This window comes from Streptomyces sp. CA-142005 (genome assembly GCF_050942335.1).
Taxonomy (GTDB): domain Bacteria; phylum Actinomycetota; class Actinomycetes; order Streptomycetales; family Streptomycetaceae; genus Streptomyces.
This window is the reverse complement of sequence record NZ_CP192078.1, coordinates 7,297,305-7,320,998: the sequence shown is the minus strand read 5'-3', so window position 1 is coordinate 7,320,998 and position 23,694 is coordinate 7,297,305. Positions and strand designations below refer to the sequence as shown.

The 23,694-nt window shown below is 72.6% G+C and carries 18 protein-coding genes and 1 pseudogene; 6 read left to right on the top strand and 13 right to left on the bottom strand.

The window, feature by feature from the left end; translation table 11 throughout:
- Positions 1-6: 6 nt before the first annotated feature.
- Together ACQPXS_RS34085 and ACQPXS_RS34080 are read left to right on the top strand one after the other, a co-directional pair.
- The gene (locus tag ACQPXS_RS34085) at positions 7-1,704 is read left to right on the top strand and encodes an AMP-binding protein (RefSeq protein WP_433456063.1); all 1,698 of its coding nucleotides are present in this window, start codon (positions 7-9) and stop codon (positions 1,702-1,704) included.
- 15 nt (positions 1,705-1,719) lie between these two features.
- Positions 1,720-2,532, top strand: a complete 813-nt coding sequence (locus tag ACQPXS_RS34080; protein WP_433453225.1) for a PaaX family transcriptional regulator — start codon at positions 1,720-1,722, stop codon at positions 2,530-2,532.
- A 12-nt stretch (positions 2,533-2,544) separates the two neighbouring features.
- Here ACQPXS_RS34080 and ACQPXS_RS34075 read toward each other — a convergent pair whose 3' ends face one another.
- From ACQPXS_RS34075 to ACQPXS_RS34065, 3 genes are read right to left on the bottom strand one after another with little or no spacing between them, the layout of a single operon-like run.
- Positions 2,545-3,009 carry a hypothetical protein gene (locus tag ACQPXS_RS34075; protein WP_433453223.1) on the bottom strand — a complete coding sequence of 155 codons (465 nt, stop codon included), beginning with the start codon at positions 3,007-3,009 and terminating at the stop codon, positions 2,545-2,547.
- A 57-nt stretch (positions 3,010-3,066) separates the two neighbouring features.
- Complete coding sequence (locus tag ACQPXS_RS34070) at positions 3,067-5,334, bottom strand: bifunctional salicylyl-CoA 5-hydroxylase/oxidoreductase (protein ID WP_433453222.1); 2,268 nt, start codon at positions 5,332-5,334, stop codon at positions 3,067-3,069.
- Positions 5,335-5,340: 6 nt separating this feature from the next.
- Positions 5,341-6,168 carry an enoyl-CoA hydratase family protein gene (locus tag ACQPXS_RS34065; RefSeq protein ID WP_433453220.1) on the bottom strand — a complete coding sequence of 276 codons (828 nt, stop codon included), beginning with the start codon at positions 6,166-6,168 and terminating at the stop codon, positions 5,341-5,343.
- A 295-nt stretch (positions 6,169-6,463) separates the two neighbouring features.
- On the opposite strand from ACQPXS_RS34065, the gene ACQPXS_RS34060 reads away from it, so the two are divergent.
- Positions 6,464-6,919 (top strand): ATP-binding protein, encoded by a 456-nt coding sequence (locus ACQPXS_RS34060; RefSeq protein ID WP_433453218.1) that lies wholly within the window; start codon positions 6,464-6,466, stop codon positions 6,917-6,919.
- Here the strand turns inward: ACQPXS_RS34060 and ACQPXS_RS34055 are convergent.
- The 3 genes from ACQPXS_RS34055 to ACQPXS_RS34045 form a co-directional block, all read right to left on the bottom strand.
- On the bottom strand, positions 6,876-8,327 hold the full coding sequence (locus ACQPXS_RS34055) for an amino acid permease (RefSeq protein WP_433453217.1): 1,452 nt from the start codon (positions 8,325-8,327) through the stop codon (positions 6,876-6,878). The genes ACQPXS_RS34060 and ACQPXS_RS34055 overlap by 44 nt on opposite strands.
- A gap of 121 nt (positions 8,328-8,448) precedes the next feature.
- Positions 8,449-9,459, bottom strand: a complete 1,011-nt coding sequence (gene argF / locus ACQPXS_RS34050) for an ornithine carbamoyltransferase (protein WP_433453215.1) — start codon at positions 9,457-9,459, stop codon at positions 8,449-8,451.
- A 62-nt stretch (positions 9,460-9,521) separates the two neighbouring features.
- Positions 9,522-10,745, bottom strand: a complete 1,224-nt coding sequence (locus ACQPXS_RS34045; RefSeq protein WP_365330755.1) for an arginine deiminase — start codon at positions 10,743-10,745, stop codon at positions 9,522-9,524.
- A 145-nt stretch (positions 10,746-10,890) separates the two neighbouring features.
- Between ACQPXS_RS34045 and ACQPXS_RS34040 the strand changes: the two genes are divergently transcribed.
- Both ACQPXS_RS34040 and ACQPXS_RS34035 read left to right on the top strand, forming a co-directional pair.
- Entirely contained in the window at positions 10,891-12,117 is a 1,227-nt protein-coding gene (locus ACQPXS_RS34040) for an SPFH domain-containing protein (protein ID WP_433453213.1), read from the top strand.
- Positions 12,114-13,005, top strand: a pseudogene (locus ACQPXS_RS34035) (hypothetical protein). Before ACQPXS_RS34040 ends, ACQPXS_RS34035 begins: the two are co-directional and overlap by 4 nt.
- On the opposite strand, the gene ACQPXS_RS34030 reads toward ACQPXS_RS34035, so the two are convergent.
- The 5 genes from ACQPXS_RS34030 to ACQPXS_RS34010 form a co-directional block, all read right to left on the bottom strand.
- On the bottom strand, positions 13,002-13,535 hold the full coding sequence (locus ACQPXS_RS34030) for a DUF5825 family protein (protein ID WP_433453212.1): 534 nt from the start codon (positions 13,533-13,535) through the stop codon (positions 13,002-13,004). The pseudogene ACQPXS_RS34035 and the gene ACQPXS_RS34030 overlap by 4 nt on opposite strands.
- Positions 13,532-15,379 carry a RiPP maturation radical SAM C-methyltransferase gene (locus tag ACQPXS_RS34025; protein WP_433453211.1) on the bottom strand — a complete coding sequence of 616 codons (1,848 nt, stop codon included), beginning with the start codon at positions 15,377-15,379 and terminating at the stop codon, positions 13,532-13,534. Before ACQPXS_RS34025 ends, ACQPXS_RS34030 begins: the two co-directional genes overlap by 4 nt.
- A gap of 220 nt (positions 15,380-15,599) precedes the next feature.
- Positions 15,600-18,182: a polynucleotide kinase-phosphatase gene (locus tag ACQPXS_RS34020; protein WP_433453209.1), complete on the bottom strand. Its 2,583-nt coding sequence runs from the start codon at positions 18,180-18,182 to the stop codon at positions 15,600-15,602.
- Entirely contained in the window at positions 18,179-19,642 is a 1,464-nt protein-coding gene (locus tag ACQPXS_RS34015; protein ID WP_433453208.1) for a 3' terminal RNA ribose 2'-O-methyltransferase Hen1, read from the bottom strand. The genes ACQPXS_RS34020 and ACQPXS_RS34015 overlap by 4 nt, the downstream gene beginning before the upstream one ends.
- Positions 19,643-19,701: 59 nt before the next feature.
- On the bottom strand, positions 19,702-20,640 hold the full coding sequence (locus ACQPXS_RS34010; RefSeq protein ID WP_433453207.1) for a hypothetical protein: 939 nt from the start codon (positions 20,638-20,640) through the stop codon (positions 19,702-19,704).
- Positions 20,641-20,762: 122 nt separating this feature from the next.
- Between ACQPXS_RS34010 and ACQPXS_RS34005 the strand changes: the two genes are divergently transcribed.
- Positions 20,763-21,680: a D-alanyl-D-alanine carboxypeptidase family protein gene (locus ACQPXS_RS34005; RefSeq protein WP_433453205.1), complete on the top strand. Its 918-nt coding sequence runs from the start codon at positions 20,763-20,765 to the stop codon at positions 21,678-21,680.
- 58 nt (positions 21,681-21,738) lie between these two features.
- Here ACQPXS_RS34005 and ACQPXS_RS34000 read toward each other — a convergent pair whose 3' ends face one another.
- Positions 21,739-22,677, bottom strand: a complete 939-nt coding sequence (locus ACQPXS_RS34000; protein WP_433453204.1) for a CbrC family protein — start codon at positions 22,675-22,677, stop codon at positions 21,739-21,741.
- Between the two features lie 73 nt (positions 22,678-22,750).
- The gene (locus tag ACQPXS_RS33995; RefSeq protein WP_433453202.1) at positions 22,751-23,674 is read right to left on the bottom strand and encodes an LLM class F420-dependent oxidoreductase; all 924 of its coding nucleotides are present in this window, start codon (positions 23,672-23,674) and stop codon (positions 22,751-22,753) included.
- Between the last annotated feature and the right edge of the window lie 20 nt (positions 23,675-23,694).

The following is a 23,694-nucleotide window of genomic DNA, read 5'->3' as shown; positions in this document are numbered from 1 at the left end:
CCTTGACTGCCGTCACCAAGCCGATACGCTCGTTCCGCGAGCCCACCAGGACGCCGGTGCCCACCACGACGCCCGTCTCGACGTTTTGTCACGGCAAGGGGGCGAACCGCCATGCATCGCTCGGCCCATGTCGACACCTTCGCGCGCGACCATCTGCCGCCGCCCGACGAGTGGCCCGAGCTGCGGTTCGACCTGCCGGAGCTGCGCTACCCCGAGCGGCTGAACTGCGCCGCCGAACTCCTGGACCACACCGAGGCGGACCGGCCGGTCTTCCACACCCCGGACGGGCCCACCTGGACCTACGGCGAGCTGCGCGCGCGGGTCGACCGGATCGCGCACGTGCTCACCGGCGACCTCGGCGTGGTCCCCGGCAACCGGGTGCTGCTGCGCGGCCCCACCACGCCCTGGCTCGCCGCCTGCTGGCTGGCGGTGCTGAAGGCGGGCGCGATAGCGGTCACCGTGCTGGCCCAGCAGCGCCCGCACGAGCTGGCCACCATGTGCGAGATCGCCCTGGTGCGGCACGCGCTGTGCGACATCCGGTCCGTGGACGACCTGGCGAAGGCCGACATACCCGGGCTGCGGATCACGACGTACGGCGGGGACGGCCCCGACGACCTCCTGCACCGCCCGGCACCCGGCACGCCGTACCCGGCGGTCGGCACCGCGGCCGACGACGTGGCCCTGATCGCGTTCACCTCGGGCACCACGGGCCGCCCGAAAGGGTGCATGCACTTCCACCGGGACGTGCTGGCCATCGCGGACACCTTCTCCCGGCATGTGCTGCGCCCCCGGGCGGACGACGTCTTCACCGGCAGCCCCCCGCTCGGCTTCACCTTCGGCCTGGGCGGTCTGGTGGTCTTCCCGATGCGGGCCGGCGCCAGCTCCCTGCTCCTGGAACAGGCCGGGCCCCGCCAACTGCTCCCCGCGATCGCCGAGCACCGCGTCTCGGTGCTGTTCACCGCCCCGACCGCGTACCGCGCCATGCTGGAGCAGCTCGACGGGTACGACGTCTCGTCGCTGCGGCGCTGTGTGTCGGCCGGCGAGAACCTGCCCGCGGCCACCTGGCGGGCCTGGCGCGAGCGCACCGGCCTGCGCGTCATCAACGGCATCGGCGCGACCGAGCTGCTGCACATCTTCGTCTCCGCGGCCGACGAGCGGATCAGGCCGGGCACCACGGGGGTGCCGGTACCGGGCTGGCAGGCGCGGGTGCAGGACGCGCACGGCACGCCGGTGCCGGACGGCGAGCCCGGACTGCTCGCCGTGCGGGGTCCGGTCGGCTGCCGCTACCTCGCCGACCCGCGCCAGCGCACCTATGTCCGCGGCGGCTGGAACATCACCGGTGACACCTATGTCCGCGAGCCCGACGGCTACTTCCGCTATGTGGCCCGCGCCGACGACATGATCATCTCCGCCGGGTACAACATCGCCGGCCCCGAGGTGGAGGACGCGCTGCTGCGGCACCCGGACGTGGTGGAGACGGCGGTCGTCGGCCGCCCGGACGAGGCCCGCGGACAGGTGGTGGTCGCCTACACCGTGCTGCGCGAGGGCGCCCGGCGCGACCCCGAGGCCCTGCGCGCCTTCCTCAGGTCCGAACTGGCACCCTACAAATGCCCGCGCGAGTTCGTCTTCCTCGACGCGCTCCCCCGCACCGCCACCGGCAAGCTGCAACGCTTCCGGCTGCGCAGCGAAGGTGACCGGCAGTGATGCCGACGACCTAAAATGATCAACGTGTCCGAGCAGCACGCCCCCAGGTCCCTCATCGTCACGCTCTACGGCGCGTACGGCCGCTTCATGCCCGGCCCGGTGCCCGTCGCCGAGCTGATCCGGCTCCTGGCCGCGGTCGGCGTGGACGCGCCCTCCGTCCGTTCCTCGGTGTCCCGGCTCAAACGCCGCGGCCTGCTGCTGCCGGCCCGCACCGAGCAGGGCGCGGCCGGCTACGAACTCTCGCCGGAGGCCCGGCAGTTGCTGGAGGACGGCGACCGGCGTATCTACGCGACGACGCCCCTGGAGGACACGGGCTGGGTGCTCGCGGTGTTCTCCGTGCCCGAGTCGGAGCGGCAGAAGCGGCATGTGCTGCGCTCCCGGCTGGCCGGCCTGGGCTTCGGCACGGCGGCCCCCGGGGTGTGGATCGCCCCGGCGAGGCTGTACGAGGAGACCCGGCACACCCTGCGCCGGCTGCACCTGGACCCGTACGTGGACCTCTTCCGCGGCGAGCACCTGGGCTTCGCCCCGACGGCCGAGGCGGTCGCCCGCTGGTGGGACCTGGCCGCGATCGCCAAGGAGCACGAGCGGTTCCTGGACGCGCACGCCCCGGTGCTGCGGGCCTGGGAGCGCCGTACGGCCACCCCGCCCGAGGAGGCCTACCGGGACTACCTCCTCGCCCTCGACTCCTGGCGCCACCTGCCGTACACCGACCCCGGTCTGCCCGCCCGGCTGCTGCCCGCGGGCTGGCCGGGCGTGCGCTCGGCGGAGGTGTTCCGCGCCCTGCACGAGCGGCTTCGGGACGCGGGGGCGGAGTTCGCCGGGGTGTGAGACGGTGCGGTTTCACAGGGAGGTCAGGCAGTACAGGTGTGCTCCCTCCGCCCGGGCGCGGTGGGCCAGGCCGACGAACGTGCGGATGCTGTCCTCGGCTTGCAGGTAGTCGGCGAAGTGCGCCTCGCCGATGTCGCACGCCTGAAGAGCGAGCATCGGCACCGCGTCCTCGACCACGTCGTCGAGCGTGTCCCGCCAGGCGTCGGGCAGTTCCTCGAGGTACGTCCCGTCGTCCCAGGCGGTCCCCGACGCCGCCGGCGTCTCATGGGGGTACGGCACCTCGCCGGGGTCGGGCCAGACCAGTTCGGGCCGCTCCCCGCGGGCGGGCGGTATGCCCGCCGCGAAGGCGACCAGCCGGGGCAGCGCCAGGTGAGGGTCCATGCCCCCCGCATCGAGCCCGTCCACGCCCGGCCCGGTGGCCCGCTCCACCGCCATGCCCCGGTCGCCGGCGAGAAAGTACTCGTGTGACACGCCCATGATGTCTCCGTTCGTCTCACTGCCCCACGAGTCGAGTACAGCAGACGGCACCGGCAGTCATCCGTCGAGGGTCAACCGCGGCTTCGGGGCGTCCGTGCGGCCGGTCTGCGGGCGCCGGCTGCCCGCGCGGTAGGGCGCCGGCCAGACGACACCGGGCCCCTCGTACCCCTGCTCGGCCGCCGCGTGCAGGGTCCAGTGCGGGTCGTACAGATGCGGACGGCCCAGCGCGCACAGGTCCGTACGCCCGGCGAGGATCAGGGAGTTGACGTCGTCCCAGGAGGAGATCGCGCCGACGGCGATCACCGGGACACCCACCTCCTGCCGGATCCGGTCGGCGAACGGCGTCTGGTATGACCGCCCGAACTCCGGCCGCTCCTCGGCCACCACCTGCCCGGTGGAGACGTCGATCGCGTCGGCCCCGTGCGCGGCGAAGGCGCGGGCGATCTCCACCGCGTCCTCGGCGGTCGTGCCGCCCTCGGCCCAGTCCGTGGCCGAGATGCGCACCGTCATGGGCCGCTCCGCCGGCCACACCGCGCGTACGGCGTCGAAGACCTCCAGCGGGAACCTGAGCCGTCGCTCCGGCGAGCCTCCGTAGGCGTCGGTGCGCCGGTTGGTGAGCGGGGAGAGGAAGCCGGAGAGCAGATAGCCGTGCGCGCAGTGCAGTTCGAGCAGGTCGAAGCCGGCCCGCGCGGCCCGCCAGGTGGCTGCGGTGAACTGCTCGCGGATGTCGGTGAGTTGAGCGCGCGAGAGCTGCCGCGGGGTCTGGGCGCCGGGCTTGTACGGCAGCGGGGAGGCGGCGACGAGGGGCCAGTTGCCGTGCGGCAGCGGCTCGTCCATGCCCTCCCACATCAGCTTCGTGGAGCCCTTGCGGCCGGAGTGCCCGAGCTGCACGCCGATCGCGGTGCCGGGTGCCTGGGTGTGCACGAATTCGGTGACCCGCCGCCACGCCTCGGCCTGCCGGCCGGTGTAGAGACCGGCGCAGCCAGGCGTGATCCGGCCCTCCTCGCTCACGCACACCATCTCGGTCATGACCAGCCCGGCGCCGCCCAGCGCGCGGGCGCCGAGGTGGACGAGGTGGAAGTCGCCGGGGACGCCGTCGGTGGCGGAGTACATGTCCATCGGCGACACCACGACCCGGTTGCGCAGGGTCAGGCCGCGCAGCCGGAAGGGGGTGAACATCGGGGGTGTCCCGGGCGGACAGCCGAACTCGCGCTCGACCGCCTCGGTGAAGTGGGCGTCGCGCAGCCGCAGGTTGTCGTGGGTGACGCGGCGGCTGCGGGTGAGCAGGTCGAAGGCGAACTGGCGGGGCGGCCGGCCGAGGTGGAGCCGCAGGTTCTCGAACCATTCGAGGCTGGCCCGGGCGGCGCGCTGGGTGGAGGCGACGACGGGTTTGCGCTCCTCCTCGTAGGCCGCCAGGGCCGCTGCGAGTGTGGGCTGCTCGCGCAGGCACGCCGCGAGGGCGAGGGCGTCCTCCACGGCGAGTTTGGTGCCGGAGCCGATGGAGAAGTGGGCGGTGTGCGCGGCGTCGCCGAGCAGGACGACGTTGCCGTGGGACCACCGGTGGTTGACCACCGTACGGAAGGTGGTCCAGGCCGAGTTGTTGGAGTGCAGCGGGCGGCCGCGGAGCGCGTCCGTGAAGATCTTGGCGCAGCGCTCGATGGACTCGTCCGTCCCGAGTTCGCCGAATCCCGCCGCCTTCCAGACCTCCTCGCGCATCTCCACGATCACGGTGGAGGCGTCGGCCGCGTAGGGGTAGCCGTGCAGCTGCATCACGCCGTGTTCGGTCTCGGCGATCTCGAAGCGGAAGGCGTCGAACGCGAAGTCCGCGGCGAGCCATATGTAGCGGCAGCGGTGTGTCGTCACCCGCGGGCCGAACACCTCGGCATGGGCGGCGCGGGTGGTGCTGTTGACTCCGTCGGCGGCGATCACGAGGTCGTACTCGGCGGAGAGCGTGTCCGGGTGGGGCGCCCCGGTGGAGAACCTCAGGTCCACGCCGAGGGAGCGGCAGCGCTCGTGCAGGATCGCGAGGAGACGGCGCCGGCCGAGGGCGGCGAAGCCGTGGCCGCCGGAGCGGTGGGTGACACCCCGGTGGACGATGTCGATGTCGTCCCAGCGGACGAAGTCGCGTTGCAGGGCCTCGTAGACGACGGGGTCGGCGTGTTCGATGCCGCCGAGGGTCTCGTCGGAGAGGACGACGCCGAACCCGAAGGTGACGTCCGGGGCGTTGCGCTCCCAGACGGTGACCTCACGGGTGGGATCGAGCCGCTTGAGGAGCGCGGCGGCGTACAGGCCACCGGGGCCGCCACCGATGATCGCCACGCGCACGCAGGCTCACCTCCCCCGCCACTTCGGCGGGCGCTTCTCCGTGAAGGCCGCGTGGAACTCCGCGTAGTCCTCGCCGTTCATCAGCAACGCCTGGGTCGAGGCGTCCAGCTCGATCGAGGCCGCCAGCGGCATGTCCAGCTCGGCCGTCAGCAGGGCCTTCGTCTGGGCGTGGGCCAGGGCAGGGCCGTCGGCCAGGCGGCGGGCCAGCGCGTGAGCCGCCTCGTCGGCCCGGCCGTCCTCCGTCAGCTCGCTGATCAGGCCGATGCGCTCGGCCTCGGGGGCCCGGACCGGTTCGCCCAGCATGAGCAGGCGGGTGGCGTGGCCGAGGCCGATGACGCGGGGCAGCAGATAGGCCGCGCCCATGTCGCCGCCGGACAGGCCGACGCGGGTGAAGAGGAAGGCGAAGCGGGCGGTGGGGTCCGCGACGCGGAAGTCGGCCGCCAGGGCCAGGACCGCTCCGGCGCCGGCCGCCACCCCGTGCACCGCGGCGATCACGGGGAACGGGCACTCCCTGATCGCCCGTACGACCTGGCCGGTCATCCGGTTGAAGTCGAGCAGCTGGGCGGTGTCCATGCCGAGGGTGGCGCCGATGATCTCGTCGACGTCGCCGCCGGAGCAGAAGCCGCGCCCCTCGCCGGCCAGCACCAGGGCGCGTACGGCGCGCTCCCGGGACAGCTCGGCCAGCAGGTCGCGCAGGTCGGCGTAGGCGCCGAAGGTGAGCGCGTTGAGCTTCTCGGGACGGGCGAGGGTGACGGTGGCGACCCCGTCGGCGAGCTGGACCCGCAGGTGCTCCCAGTCGGAGGTGCGGGCGGCGGAGCCGGTGAAGGGACTCATGACGTGCGGCCTCCTAGGGCGGCGGTGCCGTACGTTGCGCTGTCCCCCGAAGTTATCACTTGTTTGTGACTGTCGTCACGACTGCGCGACAGGCAGCGGTCGTTCGGCCGGATCCGGTCACGTGCGTCACCGGTCGGCGACAGCGCCGTAACAAGGGGCTCGGGCGGGCGAGGGAGGGCGTTCGCCGGGGTAAGCCGCCGGTACCGGGGCCGAGGGTCCCGGGCGAAGCCCGCCGACGGTCCGAAGTGGCCGGGCCCGTACCATTCCTACAGTCGAAAGCAGGACAGCCTGCTCCATGAACGGACTCGCCTTGCACGAACGCCCCACCGAACCGGCCTCCTGGCGCATCGCACTGCCGCACACCGCAGCGGCGGTGCCCGTGGCCCGTGCCCTGGTGCGTACGGCCCTCGCCGAGGTGGAGCACCCGGCCGACAGCGACACCGCGGAGCTGCTCACGGCGGAGCTGGTGGCGAACGCGGTGGAGCACACCGCCGGGCGCGGCCCGATAGAGCTGGTGGTGGAGCTGTTGCCGACCGGCTGCCAGGTCGAGGTGCACGACCCGGACCCGGCGCCGCCCGGTCGGCTGACCGCGCCGGCCATCGAGCAGCCCGACGTCTGGCAGGAGGGCGGGCGCGGCCTGCTGCTGATCCGCGCCCTCAGCTCCTCCTGCGGTCACCGCCCCACCCCGTCGGGCAAGGCGGTGTGGTTCAGACTGCCTGTGGTTCCCGCTCAGCGGCGGCGCTCGGCGTGACCTCGGGGGCGGCCGTCCGCGCCAGCGTGGAGTGCCGGCGGCCGTAGCCGGCGTAGATCGCCAGGCCCGCCACGAGGAACACGGCGAACTGGACCCAGGTCTGCCAGCCGGTCTCGTACATCAGGTACAGGCAGAAGCCGACGCCGAGCAGCGGGCCCACCGGGTAGAGCGGCACGCGGAAGCTGCGGGTGAGGCCCGGCTCGCGGCGGCGCAGGGCGATCACCACGATGTTGACGACGGCCATGATCGCGAGCGTGCCGATGGTGCACAGGTTCATCACGGCGTCGAGCGAGGCGAAGGCCGCCGGGAGCGCGAAGACCACGGCGACGATCAGCGTGCCGGCGACCGGGGTGGAGGTCTTCGGGTTCACCTTCTCGAAGACGCGCGGGATCAGGCCGTCGCGGGACATCGACATCAGGATGCGGGTCTGGCCGTACATCACCGCGAGGACGACCGAGGCGATGGCGACGACCGCGCCGAAGGCGATCACTCCGCCGCCGACGGCGGAGCCGGTGACCTCGTTGACGACGTAGGAGAGGGCGGCGGAGCGGCCGGCGACCTGCTTGCCGCCGATGGCGCCGATCGCGGCCAGCGCGACCGCGCAGTACAGCAGGGTCACGATGCCCATGCAGACCATGATCGCGACCGGGATGTCCCGGCGCGGGTTCTTCGCCTCCTCGCCGGCCGTGGTGATCGCGTCGAAGCCGATGTAGGAGAAGAACGCGGCCGTGGTGCCCGCGCCGATGCCGCCGAGGCCGGCCGGGGAGAACGGGGTGAGGTTGCCGTGCTTGAAGGCGCTGTAGCCGATGGCGCAGAAGGCCAGCAGGATGACGAGCTTGACCGCGGCCATGGCGGCCGTCGCCCGGGCGCTCTCCCGCACGCCGCGCACCAGCAGCACGGAGGCCATGGCGATGACGATCACGGCGGGGAGGTTGATGATCCCGCCGTCGCCGGGGCCCGCGGACAGGGCGGCCGGGAGCTGGACGCCGGTGAGGCTGTGCAGCAGCTCGTTGACGTACTGGCTCCAGCCGACGGCGACGGCCGAGATGGAGATGCCGTACTCCAGCAGCAGGCACCAGCCGACCAGGAAGGCGGTGGACTCGCCGAGACCGGCGTAGGCGAAGGAGTACGAGGAGCCGGAGACCGGGATCGCGCCGCCCAGCTCCGCGAAGGAGAAGGCGGTGAAGACGCAGGTGATCGCGGCGAGAACGAAGGAGACGACGACGGCCGGGCCGGCCTGGGCGACGGAGTCGGAGAGGCCGACGAAGATGCCGGTGCCGACGATGGCGCCGACGCCGAAGCAGATGAGCTGGAAGAGGCCCATCGTGCGCTTGAGGCCGTGGCCCTCGCGGTCGGCGCCGGATTCGGCGACGAGCAGGTGCGGGGACTTGATGCGGGGAGCGGGCATTGCGGGTGGTGCTCGTTTCTGCGTGGTGCGGGCGACCGGGTGGGGTCGCGGCGGCGGCCCGGGCTGGGGTGTTGCCGGGCCGCCGGTCAGGATAAGGGCTGGTCGGGGCGGTGGACCAGGGTCAGCGGGCGAGTGTGGCGACCAGCACCGCCTTGATGGTGTGCAGGCGGTTCTCGGCCTCGTCGAAGACGACCGAGTGGGCGGACTCGAAGACCTCGTCGGTGACCTCCAGCGAGTCGAGGCCGTAGGTCTCGTGGATCTCGCGGCCGACCTGGGTGCCGAGGTCGTGGAAGGCCGGCAGACAGTGCAGGAACTTCACGTCCGGGTTGCCGGTGGCTCGCAGGACGTCCATGGTCACGGCGTACGGCTTCAGCGCGGCGATGCGCTGCGCCCACATCTCCTTCGGCTCGCCCATGGAGACCCACACGTCGGTGGCGACGAAGTCCGCCCCCGACACACCCTCCCCGACGTCCTCGGTGAGGGTGATCCGGGCACCGCTCGTCTCGGCGAGCTTGCGGGCGTGGGTGACGACGTCCTCGGCGGGCCAGTAGGCCTTCGGGGCGACGATCCGCACGTCCATGCCGAGCAGGGCGCCGGTGACCAGGTAGGAGTTGCCCATGTTGAAGCGGGCGTCGCCGAGGTAGGCGAAGGCGATCTCCGTCAGCGGCCGGGCGCTGTGCTCGGTCATGGTGAGCACGTCGGCGAGCATCTGGGTGGGGTGCCAGTCGTCGGTGAGCCCGTTGTAGACGGGCACGCCCGCGTACGCCGCCAGCTCCTCGACCTTGGCCTGGCTGTCCCCGCGGTACTCGATGCCGTCGTACATCCGGCCCAGCACCCGCGCGGTGTCCTTCACGGACTCCTTGTGGCCGATCTGCGAGCCGGACGGGTCCAGGTAGGTCGTGTGGGCGCCCTGGTCGGCGGCGGCGACCTCGAACGCGCAGCGGGTGCGCGTCGAGGTCTTCTCGAAGACCAGCGCGATGTTCCGGCCGCGCAGGTACTGCGTCTCGGCGCCCGCCTTCTTGGCCGCCTTCAGCTCGGCTGCCAGCTCGACCAGGCCGCGGAACTCCTCACCGGTGAAGTCCAGCTCCTTGAGGAAGTGGCGGCCGGCGAGGGCGGTCGGGACAGTCGCCATGGGGGGCGCTCCAGGGGTACGACTACAGCGGACGCTGTAAGTCTATACGACCTTTCACATTTCTATACGGCGTCTCGCTCCACGGGACAGCTCATGCAGCGCGGACCGCCCCGGCCCCGGCCCAGTTCGCTGCCCGGGATCTCGATCACCTCGATGCCCTGCTTGCGCAGATGCGTGTTGGTGGTCGAGTTGCGCTCGTAGGCGACGACGACCCCGGGCTCGACGGCGAGCACGTTGCAGCCGTCGTCCCACTGCTCACGCTCGGCCGCGTGCACGTCCTGGGTGGCGGTCAGCACCCGGATCTCGCCGAGGCCCAGGGCGGCGGCGATGGCGCGGTGCATGTGCTCCGGCGGATGGTCCGTGACCTTCAGCTCCTTCTCGGAGACCCCCGGCTCGATGGTGTACGAGCGCAGCATGCCGAGCCCCGCGTACTGGGTGAAGGTGTCGCCGTCGACCATGGTCATCACCGTGTCGAGGTGCATGAAGGCGCGCCGCTTGGGCATGTCGAGCGCGACGATGGTGCGCGCCGAGCCGGCCGCGAACAGCTTGTACGCCAGCATCTCCACGGCCTGCGGGGTGGTGCGCTCGCTCATGCCGACCAGCACGGCGCCGTTGCCGATCACCAGGACGTCACCGCCCTCGATGGTGGAGGGGTGATCCGCCTGCCCCTGGGACCAGACGTGGAACGTCTCGTCACGGAACAGCGGGTGGTACCGGTAGATCGCCTCGAAGTGGACGGTCTCCCGCTGCCGCGCGGGCAGCCGCATGGCGTTGATCGCGACCCCGTCGTAGACCCAGGCGGAGGTGTCGCGGGTGAAGAGGTGGTTGGGGAGGGGGCCGAGGAGGAAGTCGTCGAGGTCCATCACATGGAAGCGGACGGAGGTCGGCTCCGCGTGCGCCTGCAGGAACTCGCGCTTGGTCATGCCGCCCACGAGCGCCTCCGCCAGCTCGCGTGCGGGCAGGGACTCGAAAGCGGCGCGCAGGTGGTCGGCCGCGAGGGGGCCGTACTCCTTCTCGTGGAAGACCCGGTCCAGGACGAGGGCGCGGGCCTCGGGGAGCTCCAGGGTCTCGGTGAGCAGGTCGCCGAAGAGGTGGACGGCGACCCCGCGGTCACGCAGGACGTCGGCGAATCCGTCGTGCTCGGCGCGCGCCCGGCGCACCCACAGCACGTCGTCGAAGAGCAGGGCGTCCTTGTTGCTGGGGGTGAGCCTTTTGAGCTCCAGGTCGGGCCGGTGCAGGATCACGCGGCGCAACCGTCCGGCCTCGGAGTCGACGTGGTATGCCATGCCTCCATCCTGGCCGTCCCCGCCCGTCTTCACGCCCTTGTTGACCGTTTCCGATCCCTCCTGTTTTCGTCCCCTTGACGAGAAGCGGCGCCCCGGCTTATCGTCGCCATGACGAAAAACGGGGGTTCGCACACGAGGGGGATCCATGGCCGACATCACCCGGCGTCTCGGCCTGCGCCACCTGCGCGGCGCACCGACCGCCCACATCCGGCACCACCGCTCGGGCACGCCGGTGCACGACGGTCCCGGGCTCAGCTTCTGGTTCCGGCCGCTCAGCGCGGCCCTGTCCGAGGTGCCGGTCGACGACCGCGAACTGGCGATGACCTTCCACGCCCGCACGTCCGACTTCCAGGACGTGTCCGTCCAGGCGACGGTCACCTACCGCATCGCCGACCCGGCCGCGGCCGCCGCCCGCCTGGACTTCTCCATCGACCCGGACACCGGCGCCCGGCGCGGCACCCCGCTGGAGCAGCTCGGCACGCTCCTGACCGAGACGGCCCAGCAGCACGCGCTGGACGTGCTCGCCCGTACGCCCGCCCGTCTCCCGACCACCACCCCTCGACGAGGCCCTCCGGGCCGCGGAATCAATTCGGCGGCGCTGGTCGACGGCGTCGCGGCGGTGCGCGAGCGGGTCGCGGCGGGGCTGGGCGCCGAGCCCCGGCTGCCGGCGACCGGGATCGAGGTGGTCGCCGTACGGGTGATGGCGCTGCGGCCCGAGCCCGAGGTGGAGCGCGCCCTGCGCGCCCCCGCCCGGGAACAGATCCAGCAGGAGGCCGACCGGGCGACCTACGAGCGGCGGGCCGTCGCGGTCGAGCGGGAGCGGACCATCGCCGAGAACGAACTGGCGAGCAGGATCGAACTCGCCCGCCGCGAGGAGCAGTTGGTCGAGCAGCACGGTGCCAACGCCCGCCGCGAGGCCGAGGAGCAGGCGGCGGACGCGGTGCGCGCCCGGGCCGAGGCGGCCCGCTCGGTGCGGCGGGCCGAGGCGGAGGCCGAGCGGTCGGTGAAGCTCGCGGAGGCGGAGGCCACGCGGCAGCTCCGGCTCACCGAGGCCGAGGCGGCGCGGTCGCGGCAGCTCGCCGAGGCCGAGGCCGCGCGCACGGCCCTGCTGGCCGACGCCGAGGCGGCGCGGGCGGTACGGATCGCCCGGGCCGAGGCCGAGGGCGCGCGGGAGCTGGGCGCGGCGCGGGCCGAGGCCCAGGCGGCCTGGCTGCGGGTGCACACCGACGCCGGCGTCGACGGGGCGACGACCCTGCGGGCGCTCGCCGCCGCCCGGCTGGCGGAGAACCTGCCGCACATCGACAGCGTGACCGTCTCACCGGACGTGCTGACCGCCCTGCTCACCCGGCTCGCCCCCGGAGGTTCCGCGTGAGCCTCGCCCCGCGTGCCGTGCTGGTCCATCGGACCACGGAGTACGAGGAGTTGGTGGCCCGGCACGGCACGCACGGCCAGGCCGCGTTCTTCCTCGCCTCCCGGGGGGCGGGACATCGAGGAGGTGGCCGAACGCCACCGGCGCACCCGCCGCGCGCTGGCCGAGGTGACCGCGGCGGTGCCGCCGACCTGGCGGCAGGCGCAGGTGGAGCGGGGCGACCTGGACCGGTTCCTGTTCGCGCCCGAGGACGTGGTGGTGGTCATCGGCCAGGACGGGCTGGTCGCGAACGCCGCCAAGTATCCGGCGGGGCAGCCGGTGATCGGCATCGACACCGATCCCGGCCGCAATCCGGGGGTGCTGGTGCGGCACCGCCCGGCCGACGCGGCCCAGCTGCTGGCGGCGACGGCCACGGCGGTGGACGAACTCACCATGGTGGAGGCCGTCACCGACGACACCCAGCGGCTGCTCGCACTCAACGAGATCTACCTGGGCACACCCGGTCATCAGACCGCCCGGTACCGCCTGGGCCTCGAGGACGACGGGGGTGTCGTCGAGGCCCAGGCCTCCTCCGGAGTGCTGGCGGGCACCGGCACCGGCGCGACCGGCTGGCTCCGCTCGGTGTGGCAGGAGCGGGGCAGCCGGATCCCGCTGCCCTCCCCCACCGAGGACCGGCTGGTGTGGTGCGTCCGCGAGGCCTGGCCGTCACCGGCCACCGGCACGAGCCTGGTGGCGGGCGAACTCGCCGCCTCGGCGGCGCTGACGGTCACCGTGGAGTCCGACCGCCTCGTCGCCTTCGGCGACGCCATCGAGACGGACGCGCTCCAGCTGACCTGGGGACAGACGGTCCGGGTCGGGGTGTGCGGACAGCGGCTGCGGCTGGTCGGTTAGATCGCGGTGCAGGGCACCGGCCAGCGCCGGATCCGCGGCGGCAGGGCCACCGCCCAGCCTCCGGCGGCCAGCACCAGCCGCTCGGCGACGAGCACGCCCACGGCCTCCCGGCCGACCGCGTCCACCGGTGTCGGCTCCTGGAGGCGGAGGAAGGCGGCGAGGAGCTCGGGGTGGTCGAGGGTGAGCCGTACGGCCGTGCCCCGCCCCGCCCGCCGGTCGAGGACCGTCACGAACCCGGGCCCGCGCCGGTGGTAGAGGCTGCCGTAGGTATATCCGGTCCGCCAGCCGGCCAACTCGGCCTCCGCTCCCGTTAGTTCGTCCGGCGGCGGCAGATGGCTCAGCAGTCCGATGTCGTACGACGGCCCGCCCACGGCCCGCCAGGTCACCCGCAGGCCCTGGCTCTGGCACTCGCGCAGGAAGCGCACCGCCTCCGCCGTCTCCCGCCCCGCGCCGCTCAGCTCCAGCGGCCCCGTCACCTCGGCCCGCCGTCCGGTAAGCCGGTACGGCACGGCGGCGGACAGCGCGCTCATCCGGCGCCCTCGGGCAGGCGGACCGGCTCGCCCCAGGTCGGCAGGGACACATAGGTGGCCCCGTCGCGGAACAACAGACCGAGCCCGAAGGCCTGTCGCACCCACTCGGCCAGCGCGTCGACGCCCGGCCCGTGCCCGTCGGCGGCCAGCAGCCGGTGCAGCGCCGGTACGGTACGGCCGTCTTCCAGTCGCCGCAGGGCCTCGGCGCGCCAGCCGGAGAAGCGGTGGGTGACCGGTGCCCGGCCGTGCCGCCGGTCGTGCACCAGCAGTTCGTCGCCGTCCTCCGCGAACAGCAGCCGGGAGTGCGCGTGCCCGGCCCGCCACGCGGCGACGGCGGCCTTGAGCCGTCGCTCGACCGGGCCCGTGATCCCGGCGTCCTCGCTGTCGAACAGGTAGACCAAGTCGGCGAGTTCGTCCTCGGGTAGCTCGTAGACGTGCTGGTACATCCGGGCCGGGCGGCGCTTGCCGAAGCCGAGGTCCGGGTCGGTGAAGTGCGGGCTGAACCGCTCCAGCTGGATGCGGTGGGCGCCGCTCGGTGGCTGGAGGTGGACCAGTGCGGGGAGCTGGTCGATCACCGGTGCGTAGTCCTCGGCCGTCTCGCCGGGGAAGCCGTAGAGGAGGTTCCAGGAGCAGGTCAGCGCGTGGTTCTCGCACTCGCGCAGGGTGCGGACGTTACGGGCGCCGGTGACGCCCTTGGCCATCAAGTCCAGCACCCTGCTGCCCAGGCTCTCGATGCCGGGCTGGATGTGCACGGTGCCGGACTCGCCGAGGAGGCGGAGCTGGGCCGGGGTGAGGTTGGACTTGACCTCGTAGTGCAGCCGCAGGTCCCAGCCGCTCTCGGCCACGCGGGGCAGGAAGTCCCGGAAGTAGGCCATGTCGATGATGTTGTCGACGGTGACCACGTCGAGGATGCGGTGCCGGCGCACCAGCCGGTCGATCTCGGCCCACAGCCGCTCGCCGGGCTTGGCGCGGAAGGCCATGGCGGAGCCGTTGAGCCCGCAGAAGGTGCAGTGGTGCTTCTCGCCCCACCAGCAGCCGCGGGCACCCTCCACCACGAGCTTCGGATGGACGTACTCCCGCACCGGGGAGGCGTCCAGCGCGGCCTGCCACTGGTCGTAGTCGGGCGAGGGGATGTCGGCGGGCGCCACGGTCCGCCGGGTCGCGGGGTTGGCGCGTGACACCGGGCCGTCCCACCAGCACAGGCCCGGCACGTCGACCGGGTCGGTGCCCTCGGCCAGGTGCCGTAACAGGGCCGGGAAGGCGTACTCGGCCTCGCCGCGCACCACATGGTCGACGAAGGGGTGGTTGCGGTGCAGGGCGTGGCCCATCGGCCCGTCGCAGTTGCTGCCGCCGAGGACGACCGTCGACTCGGGGCGTCTTCGCTTCAGTTCGCGGGCGAGCGCGAGGGAGGAGACGTTCTGCATGAAGGTCGTGGTGAGCCCGACGACGTCGGGCTCCGCCGCGAGCACCTCGTCGGCGCAGGCGGCGACGAAGGCGGCGGCGTACGGCCGCATGGCGACGGCCGTGTCGATGAGGACGTCCCGGTCGGCGGCGTAGTCCCGCAGCCGGGCCAGGCCCCAGTCCGGATCGTCGTACAGGACGCCGGAGAAGACCCAGTCGCCGAGGCCGTGGAAGATGGCGTCGCTGCCGACGGAGACGTAGTCGCCCGGCCGCAGCCGGCCCCCGGAGTGCTCCAGCAGGAACTCGGCCCAGCGCAGGGAGCCGTGGAACTCCGCCACCTCGGCCTCGGGGCGGGCCTGCCGGACCAGCCGGTTCAGCAGGCCGAGTTGCAGTGACGGAAGGTCGAGCGGATGCCAGGGCATCGTGACCAGATGGACGCGCATGCTCAGCGGGTCGGCCGCTTCTCCAGGATCGCCGGCCGGCGGCCGGTGCCCCGCTCCTCCTCGCGGACCACGACCTTCTTGATCTCCACGTCCACCACCCCTCCCCGCCGGACACGCGAACACCCATGTGCCGCACCGGCTGTCCACCATATGGACAGATGTGTGTGCGACACAAGGGCGTTCTGTGACCGACGGATGCGGCCCGACTCGGCGTGCCGGACTACAGGCGCGGGTCCACCGGCTCCGACTCCAGGGCCAGCACCCCGAACACCGCCTCGTGCACCCGCCACAGCGGCTCCCCGTCCGCGAGGCGGTCCAGGGCCTCCAGGCCGAGGGCGTACTCGCGCAGGGCGAGGGACCGCTTGTGGTTCAGGAAGCGCTGCCGGAGCCTGGCGAGGTTGTCCGGGCGGGTGTACTCGGGGCCGTAGATGATCCGCAGGTACTCCCGGCCGCGGCACTTGACGCCGGGCTGGACCAGCCGACCGTCCGGGTTGCGGACCAGCGCGCCGAGCGGCTTGACGACCATGCCCTCGCCGCCGCGGCCGGTCATCTCCAGCCACCAGTCGACACCCGCGCGCACCGACTCCGGGTCACCGGTGTCGACGTACAGCCGCCGGGTGGTCTGCAGCAGTCCGGTGCCGTCGTGCTCCACCAGGCGGTCGATCAGGGCCAGGTGCTCGTCGTGCGGCAGCGCGGCGAGGCTGCGGCCCTGGACGGCCAGCAGCTGGAAGGGCGCCAGGCGTACGCCGTCCAGGCCGTCCGTGGTCCAGCAGTAGCGGCGGTAGGCGGCGGTGAACGCGGCCGCGTCGGCGGCCCGGTCCCGCTGCCGGTCCAGCAGTCCGGTGAGGTCGACGCCCCGGGCCGAGGCGGCCTCCAGCGCGGCCAGCGCGCCCGGGAACACCGCGCCGGACGCGGCGCCGACGGCCGCGTACTGGCTGCGCAGCAGCCCCGAGGCCTTCAGCGACCACGGCATCAGCTCGGCGTCCAGCAGCAGCCAGTCGGTGGCCAGTTCGTCCCAGAGACCGGCATCCGTGATCGCCGAGCGCAGGCGTCCGAGGATCTCCTCGGTCACCCGATCGTCGTCGAGGAACGGCCGCCCGGTACGGGTGTAGAGCGACCCGGTCGGACCTCCCCCACTCTCGGCTTCGCTCGAGCGGGAGGTACCCCCAACGCCGAACCGCTTGCGCGCCGTCTCCGCGTCCCGGCACACCAGGGCCACGGCGCGTGAGCCCATGTGCTTCTCCTCGCACACGACCCGCTCGACGCCGTCCGCCGCGTACTGCGCGAAGGCCTCGGCCGGGTGCTCCAGGTAGCCCTCGACCTGCGAGGTCGGCGTCGGTGCCATGGTCGGCGGCAGATACGGCAGCAGGCGCGGGTCGGTCGCGAAGCGGCTCATGACCTCCAGGGCCGCGGCCGCGTTCTCCTCGCGGACCGCCACCCGGCCGGCGTGCCGGGTCTCCACGGCCCTGCGGCCGTACACGTCCGCGAGGTCCAGCGGCCGGCCGTCCTCACCGCCGGGAGCCTCCGTGCGCAGCGGGCGGGCCGGCTCGTACCAGACCCGCTCGGCCGGTACGTCGACCAGCTCGCGCTCCGGCCAGCGCAGCGCGGTCAGCTTGCCGCCGAAGACCGCGCCGGTGTCCAGGCAGATCGTGTTGTTGAGCCAGGATGCCTCCGGCACCGGAGTGTGGCCGTAGACGACCGCGGCGCGGCCCCGGTAGTCCTCCGCCCACGGGTAGCGCACCGGCAGCCCGAACTCGTCGGTCTCGCCCGTGGTGTCGCCGTACAGGGCGTGCGAGCGGACCCGGCCGGAGGTGCGGCCGTGGTACTTCTCGGGCAGTCCGGCGTGGCAGACGACCAGCTTGCCGCCGTCCAGGACGTAGTGGCTGACCAGGCCCGCCAGGAACCGCCGTACCCGCTCCTTGAACTCCTCGCTCTCGCCCTCCATCTGCGCGATGGTCTCGGCGAGCCCATGGGTGTGCTGGACCTTGCGGCCCGCCAGGTAGCGGCCGTACTTGTTCTCGTGGTTGCCGGGCACGCACAGCGCGTTGCCCGACTCGGCCATCGACATCACCCGGCGCAGCACGCCCGGGGTGTCCGGGCCGCGGTCGACCAGGTCGCCGACGAAGACGGCGGTACGGCCCTGCGGGTGGACGCCGTCGGCGTAGCCCAGCTTGGCGAGCAGCGCCTCCAGTTCGGCGGAGCAGCCGTGGACGTCCCCGATGATGTCGAAGGGGCCGGTGAGATGGGTCAGGTCGTTGAAGCGCTTCTCGGTGACGACGGTGGCGTGCTCCACCTCCTCCACCCCGCGCAGGACGTGCACCTTGCGGAAGCCCTCCCGCTCCAGGTGCCGCAGCGAGCGGCGCAGTTCGCGGATGTGGCGCTGGATGACCCGGCGGGGCATGTCGGCGCGGTCGGTACGGGCCGCGTTGCGCGCGGCGCACACGTCTTCCGGGATGTCCAGCACGATGGCGATGGGCAGCACGTCGTACTTCCTGGCCAGCTCGATCAGCTGACGCCGGGCGTCCTGCTGCACGCTGGTGGCGTCCACGACGGTGCGGCGGCCGGCGGCCAGCCGCTTGCCGGCGATGTAGTGCAGGACGTCGAAGGCGTCGCTGCTCGCGCTCTGGTCGTTCTCGTCGTCGCAGACGAGACCGCGGCAGAAGTCCGAGGAGATCACCTCGGTGGGCTTGAAGTGCCGGCGGGCGAAGGTGGACTTGCCCGAGCCGGAGGCGCCGACGAGGACGACGAGGGAGAGGTCGGTGACGGGGAGGACCCGTCCCTGCTGCTCTGTCGACTCGGTCATGCCGCCTTCGCCTCCTTCTCGGTCCTGATCACGAACAGTGCCATGTGGGTGGGCGGGCCCACCTCGGGGTCGTCGGGGCCGATGGGCCCGAACTCCACCGTGTAGCCGTGCCGTTCGGCCACCGTGTGCGCCCAGGTGCGGAACTCCGCCCGGGTCCACTCGAAGCGGTGGTCGCCGTGCCGGGCGTGTCCGGCGGGCAGGGTCTCCCAGCGGACGTTGTACTCGACGTTCGGGGTGGTCACGAGGACCGTGCGCGGGCGGGCGTGCCCGAACACGGCGTACTCCAGGGCGGGCAGCCGGGGCAGGTCGAGGTGCTCGATCACCTCGCTGAGCACGGCGGCGTCGTAGCCCTTGAGCCGGTTGTCGGTGTAGGCGAGCGAGCCCTGCACCAGCTTGACGCGGGACGCCTGCCGCTCCCCCATGCGGTCCAGCTTCAGCCGGCGGGAGGCGATGGTGAGCGCCCGCACGGACACGTCGAGGCCGACGATCTCGGTGAACCGCACGTCCTTCAGCAGTTCCCGGACCAGTTCGCCCTGTCCGCAGCCGAGGTCGAGGACGCGGGCGGCGCCGGAGTCCCGCAGGGCCGCGAGGATCGCCTCGCGGCGCTGCACGGCGAGCGGGGTGGGCCGCTCTTCCTCCTCGGTCTCGGCCTCGACCGCGTTGTCGATCTCCTCGACCTCGCTGTCGTCGGCCTCGGCGAGGCGCACCAGTTCCAGCCGCTCCATCGCCTGCCGGGTCAGCGACCAGCGGCGGGAGAGGTACCGGCTGCTGATCAGCTTCTGCTCCGGGTGGGCGGGCAGCCAGCCCTCGCCGGCCCGCAGCAGCTTGTCGACCTCGTCGGAGGAGACCCAGTAGTGCTTGGCGTCGTCGAGGACCGGCAGCAGGACGTACAGATGGCGCAGCGCCTCGGCGAGGGTCAGTGTCTCCGCCTCCAGGACCAGGCGGACGTACCGCGAGTCGCCCCACTGCGGGAACTCGGTGTCGAGCGGGACGGGCTCGGCGGTCACCGTCCAGCCCAGCGGCTCGAACAGCCGTCGTACCAGGTCGGGGCCGCCGCGGGCGGGCAGGGCCGGCACCTCCATGCGCAGGGGCAGCGGGGCGGCGGCCCGCTCGGGACGGGCGGTGCACACGCCGCGCAGGGCGCTGGAGAACACGCCGCTCAGCGCGACCGCGAGCAGCGAGGAGGCCGCGTAGGGGCGGTCGTTCACGTACTGCGCGAGGGCCGCGTCGGGGGCGCCGCCGCGGCCCTTGCCCTTGCCCCGCCGGATGAGCGCGAGCGTGTCGATCTCCAGCAGCAGCGCGGCCGTGCAGCGCCGGTCGTCCGCCTCGGGGTAGAAGACGTGCGCCGTGCCGTAGGACGTGGAGAACTTCTGCGCCTTGTCGGGGTGCTTGTGCAGCAGGTACCCGAGGTCGGTGGCCGGGTGGGCGGCGTCGCCGCGCGTGGAGATCGTCAGGAACACATGACCGAGTCTTCCGCTCGGAGAACCCGTTGACCACCGGTTTTCTCCCTGTGCACCGGTCAGGAGGCGTGACTGACGATCGTCCGGGCCTTGCGCATCGCCCGTTCGTCCGCCGCCCGCAGCGCCTCCAGTTTCTCCTTGTTCCTGGCGATGAAGGTTTTCTGCGTGCGCACGTCGAGGGCGTGCACGGCGGGGTTGTAGCCGGTGTCGAGCTTGCACCGGGCGTCGGCGGACGCGGTCTCCTTCTCCTTCGCCGACGGCTTCTCGTGCCCGAACCAGTCGGAGTCCAGGGACGCCTCGTCCGGGTCCGGGTAGTGGAAGCCCTTCTTCTTCATGCAGGCCGACCAGGCGCGGTCGGCCTTCTTCCAGGCCGGGTCCTTGCGCGCCTGCTCGTGGGACTCGTTCCACAGCGCGAGGGCGAGCGAGTAGTAGCCGGACAGCCTCACACCGTCGACCTTCACCACCTTCGGCGGCGCGCCGTAGATCCTCCGTGTGGCCTGTCCCAGGCAGCCGCCCTCGGGAATGCGGTGACCGTGCGAGACGTGGCTGCCCCCGGACTCGAAGACGCCGGTGAGGGCGGTGTACTGGTCGGCGGGCCACTCCTGGGGCTGGGCGGAGCTGTCCGGTGTCCGGTTGTGGTAGCCGTGCTCGGCGGCCAGGTCGGGGTCGGCGACGCCGTACGGGCTGTCGTCCCCGGGCATGTCCTCCCTCGTGAGCGTTCCCTGCCGGACCGCGTAGGTCGACTCGACGGCCTTGGGGTCGAGCGTCGCGAAGCCGGCGAAGCCGAGCCGGACCATGCACTGCTTGCCGAGGATCCACTGCGCCCGGCTGACGGCCTTCGCGCCGTCCGACGCGGGATCGGGGATGTAGGCGTGCAGCGGGAACGACGCCGTGGTGTTGAGGCGGCGGGCCTTGTCGGCGGGGTCGTCGTGACCGGCGAACCGGCATGCCGACAGGGCGAACAGGCCGGTGAGGGCGAGAGGGAGGATTTTGCGCACCCGGTCATCCGATCAAGCCCTGATCGGTCGCGCTGTGGTGGAGCCCACACTTCCGACACGCGACATCCACAGTTACGGCATAGTGATCAACCGTCAACTGACCACTGACTCAAGGGGGAACCATGTCCCATGGCCACGGAGTCCGCGCCGGCAGAAGAGCCGTCGTCGCGGCACTGGCGGGTGCGGTCCTCGGTACGGGGATCCTCGCGGCCGCTCCCGCCCAGGCGGCCACGGCACCGCAGGTGTCGGCCCAGGGCGCGTACGCGTTCGACCCGGCCACCGGCAAGACGCTGTTCGGCAAGGCACCGGACGGACGGCTGCGGACCGGGTCCACGACGAAGATCATGACGGCGCTCGTGGTGCTGTCCCAGCCGCACCTGGACCTCGGCAAGAAGGTGAAGATCAAGAAGGAGTACACGGACTACGTCATCGACCCCACCACGCACGCCCAGCGTTATTCGAGCGCCCACCTGATCCTCGGCGACTCGATGAAGGTGAGCGACCTGCTGTACGGGCTGCTGCTGCCCTCGGGCTGCGACGCGGCCTACGCGCTCGCGGACACCTACGGCACCGGGTCGACGACGGCCCAGCGGACCAGGTCGTTCATCGCCAAGATGAACGGCAAGGCACGCGAACTGGGCCTGACCAACACCCACTTCGACTCCTTCGACGGGGTGTCCAACGGCAACAACTACGCCTCGCCGCGCGACCTGACGAAACTGGCCGCCGTCGCGCTGAAGAACGCGACGTTCCGGAAGGTCGTCGGCACCCCGTTGTACAAGGACATGCAGTCCTACCGGCCGGGCGGCGGAACGCACGCGATGGCGCCGTGGGAGAACACCAACAAGCTGCTCGGCTCCTACCGGGGCGCGATCGGTGTGAAGACCGGCTCGGGACCTGAGGCGCAGTTCTGCCTGGTGTTCGCGGCGACCCGGGGCGGCCGGACCGTCGTGGGCACGGTGCTCGCCGACACCTCGGTGGACCAGCGCTTCCAGGACGCGACGAAGATCCTCGACTACGGCTTCGCGCAGCGCGGCTGACGCAGGCGGGGGGCCGCCGCCGTGGTGCACGGCGGTGGCCCTTCGCCCGGGCAGGGGCTCACGTGAAGTCGGCCTCGGCGAGATGGGTCGCGCAGGCGCGGCAGCGGAAGAGGTACGCGGTCGGCTGCCCGTCCTTGTCGAGCGCCGCGAGGAAGTCCTCGGTCGCCCCGGACTCCCAGCCCCACTCGGCGCACCGCCGGCGCAGACGGTCGAGCGCGTCCGGGTGGGGCGCCAGTTCCTTCGCCCCGACCACGCCGCGGAACTCGGCTGCGTCGCCGCAGTGCGCGGGCCAGCCCCAGTCCTGCCAGGTGGCGAAGCCGGGGGTGCGCTCACGGATCAGCCGGGCCGCCTCCTCCGGCATCCGGCGGCCCGCGGCCTCGTTGAAGAACACGCCGTGCCGCTCGGCCGCGGTGCCGTACGCGATGCAGTACGGGCAGAGGCGGCCGTCCGGCACGTTCTCGCCGTGGACCGGGCCGGTGTAGATCCAGCCCTGGTCGTGCCCGCAGCACGCGCACGTCTCGTCGGCCGCGACGATCGACCCGGTGGCCACCGGGTCCGGGTGGTAGGGGAACGGCGGCAGCATCGGCCGTTGCCGGGGTTCCGGCCGCGGCCTGAGGACCTGTGCGATCGCCTGGCCGGTCAGGAGGGCGGGCGGCACGACGACCGCCTGCGCCCGCAGATCCTCCGGCAGGTGCCGCAGCCCCTCCTCGCGGGTCACGATCGCCGTCGGCTCGCCCGGCAGCAGGATCGCGGCGCCGGTACGGCGGGCCAGCCCGGCGATGACGTCCAGGACACCGGGGCCCGGCCGGTCGAAGTACACCCCGTCACCTGTGTACACCTCGGCGTCGCTGCCGTCGGCGGCCCGCACCCACTCGACCGGCTCGTCGTCGGGCACGTCGTACGGGGCGTAGGGCTCCAGCACCTCCCGGACGACCGAGGCGTCCATCGGGACGACGTCGCCGTCGCGGAACATGTGGACGTGGATGCCGGAACCCATGACGGTCACTTCATCACACGAACGGCTCCCTCCGCCGGGGTGAGGCCCTTGGCGGAGGGGCGGCCCGAACGGTTCACGACAGCTGCGACTGCACCTCGGCGGAGATCAGCTCCAGGTGGTCCAGGTCGTCGAGGTCCAGGATCTGCAGGTAGATCCGCTGGGAGCCGATCGCCGCGTACCGGCCGATCTTGTCGACGACCTCGGCCGGCGAGCCGGCCAGGCCGTTGGCCTTCAGCTCGTCGACCTCCCGGCCGATCGCGGCGGCGCGGCGGGCGACCTCCCGGTCGTCCCGGCCGACGCAGACCACGAGCGCGTTGGAGTACGTCAGCGCGTCCGCGCCGCGGCCGGCCTCCTCGGCGGCGGCCCGCACCCGGCCGAACTGGCGCTCGCTGTCCTCGATGGAGGCGAAGGGGATGTTGAACTCGTCGGCGAACTCGGCGGCCAGCCGCGGCGTACGGGTCGCGCCGTGACCGCCGACGAGCACCGGGATCCTCTTCTGGGCCGGCTTGGGCAGCGCGGGCGAGTCGGTGAGGTCGTAGTACGTGCCGTGGAAGTCGAAGGTCTTGCCGAGCTCGGTCGCCCACAGCCCGGTGACGATCGCGAGCTGCTCCTCCAGCCGCGCGAACTTCTCCTTCGGGAACGGGATGCCGTACGCCCGGTGCTCCTCCTCGAACCAACCCGCGCCGAGGCCGAGCTCCACCCGGCCGCCGGACATCTGGTCGACCTGGGCGACCTGGATGGCGAGCACGCCGGGAAGCCGGAAGGTGCCGGCCGTCATGAGCGTGCCGAGGCGGATGCGCTTGGTCTCACGGGCCAGTCCGGCGAGCGTGATCCAGGCGTCCGTGGGCCCGGGCAGGCCGTCCACGCCGCCCATCCGGAGGTAATGATCGCTGCGGAAAAAGGCGTCGAAGCCCAGATCCTCGGTGGCCTTGGCCACGGTGAGCAAGGTGTCGTAGGTGGCCCCCTGCTGGGGCTCGGTGAAGATTCGAAGGTCCATACATCCATCCTGCACACCCC

Excerpts from the sequence above, each read along its gene's own strand:
- ACQPXS_RS34080 (WP_433453225.1), top strand. The coding sequence starts at position 1,720 with ATGATCAACGTGTCCGAGCAGCACGCCCCCAGGTCCCTCATCGTCACG.
- ACQPXS_RS34075 (WP_433453223.1), bottom strand. The coding sequence starts at position 3,009 with ATGGGCGTGTCACACGAGTACTTTCTCGCCGGCGACCGGGGCATGGCG.
- ACQPXS_RS34065 (WP_433453220.1), bottom strand. The coding sequence starts at position 6,168 with ATGAGTCCCTTCACCGGCTCCGCCGCCCGCACCTCCGACTGGGAGCAC.
- ACQPXS_RS34060 (WP_433453218.1), top strand. The coding sequence starts at position 6,464 with ATGAACGGACTCGCCTTGCACGAACGCCCCACCGAACCGGCCTCCTGG.
- ACQPXS_RS34055 (WP_433453217.1), bottom strand. The coding sequence starts at position 8,327 with ATGCCCGCTCCCCGCATCAAGTCCCCGCACCTGCTCGTCGCCGAATCC.
- argF (WP_433453215.1), bottom strand. The coding sequence starts at position 9,459 with ATGGCGACTGTCCCGACCGCCCTCGCCGGCCGCCACTTCCTCAAGGAG.
- ACQPXS_RS34045 (WP_365330755.1), bottom strand. The coding sequence starts at position 10,745 with ATGGCATACCACGTCGACTCCGAGGCCGGACGGTTGCGCCGCGTGATC.
- ACQPXS_RS34040 (WP_433453213.1), top strand. The coding sequence starts at position 10,891 with ATGGCCGACATCACCCGGCGTCTCGGCCTGCGCCACCTGCGCGGCGCA.
- ACQPXS_RS34030 (WP_433453212.1), bottom strand. The coding sequence starts at position 13,535 with ATGAGCGCGCTGTCCGCCGCCGTGCCGTACCGGCTTACCGGACGGCGG.
- ACQPXS_RS34025 (WP_433453211.1), bottom strand. The coding sequence starts at position 15,379 with ATGCGCGTCCATCTGGTCACGATGCCCTGGCATCCGCTCGACCTTCCG.
- ACQPXS_RS34020 (WP_433453209.1), bottom strand. The coding sequence starts at position 18,182 with ATGACCGAGTCGACAGAGCAGCAGGGACGGGTCCTCCCCGTCACCGAC.
- ACQPXS_RS34005 (WP_433453205.1), top strand. The coding sequence starts at position 20,763 with ATGTCCCATGGCCACGGAGTCCGCGCCGGCAGAAGAGCCGTCGTCGCG.
- ACQPXS_RS34000 (WP_433453204.1), bottom strand. The coding sequence starts at position 22,677 with ATGGGTTCCGGCATCCACGTCCACATGTTCCGCGACGGCGACGTCGTC.
- ACQPXS_RS33995 (WP_433453202.1), bottom strand. The coding sequence starts at position 23,674 with ATGGACCTTCGAATCTTCACCGAGCCCCAGCAGGGGGCCACCTACGAC.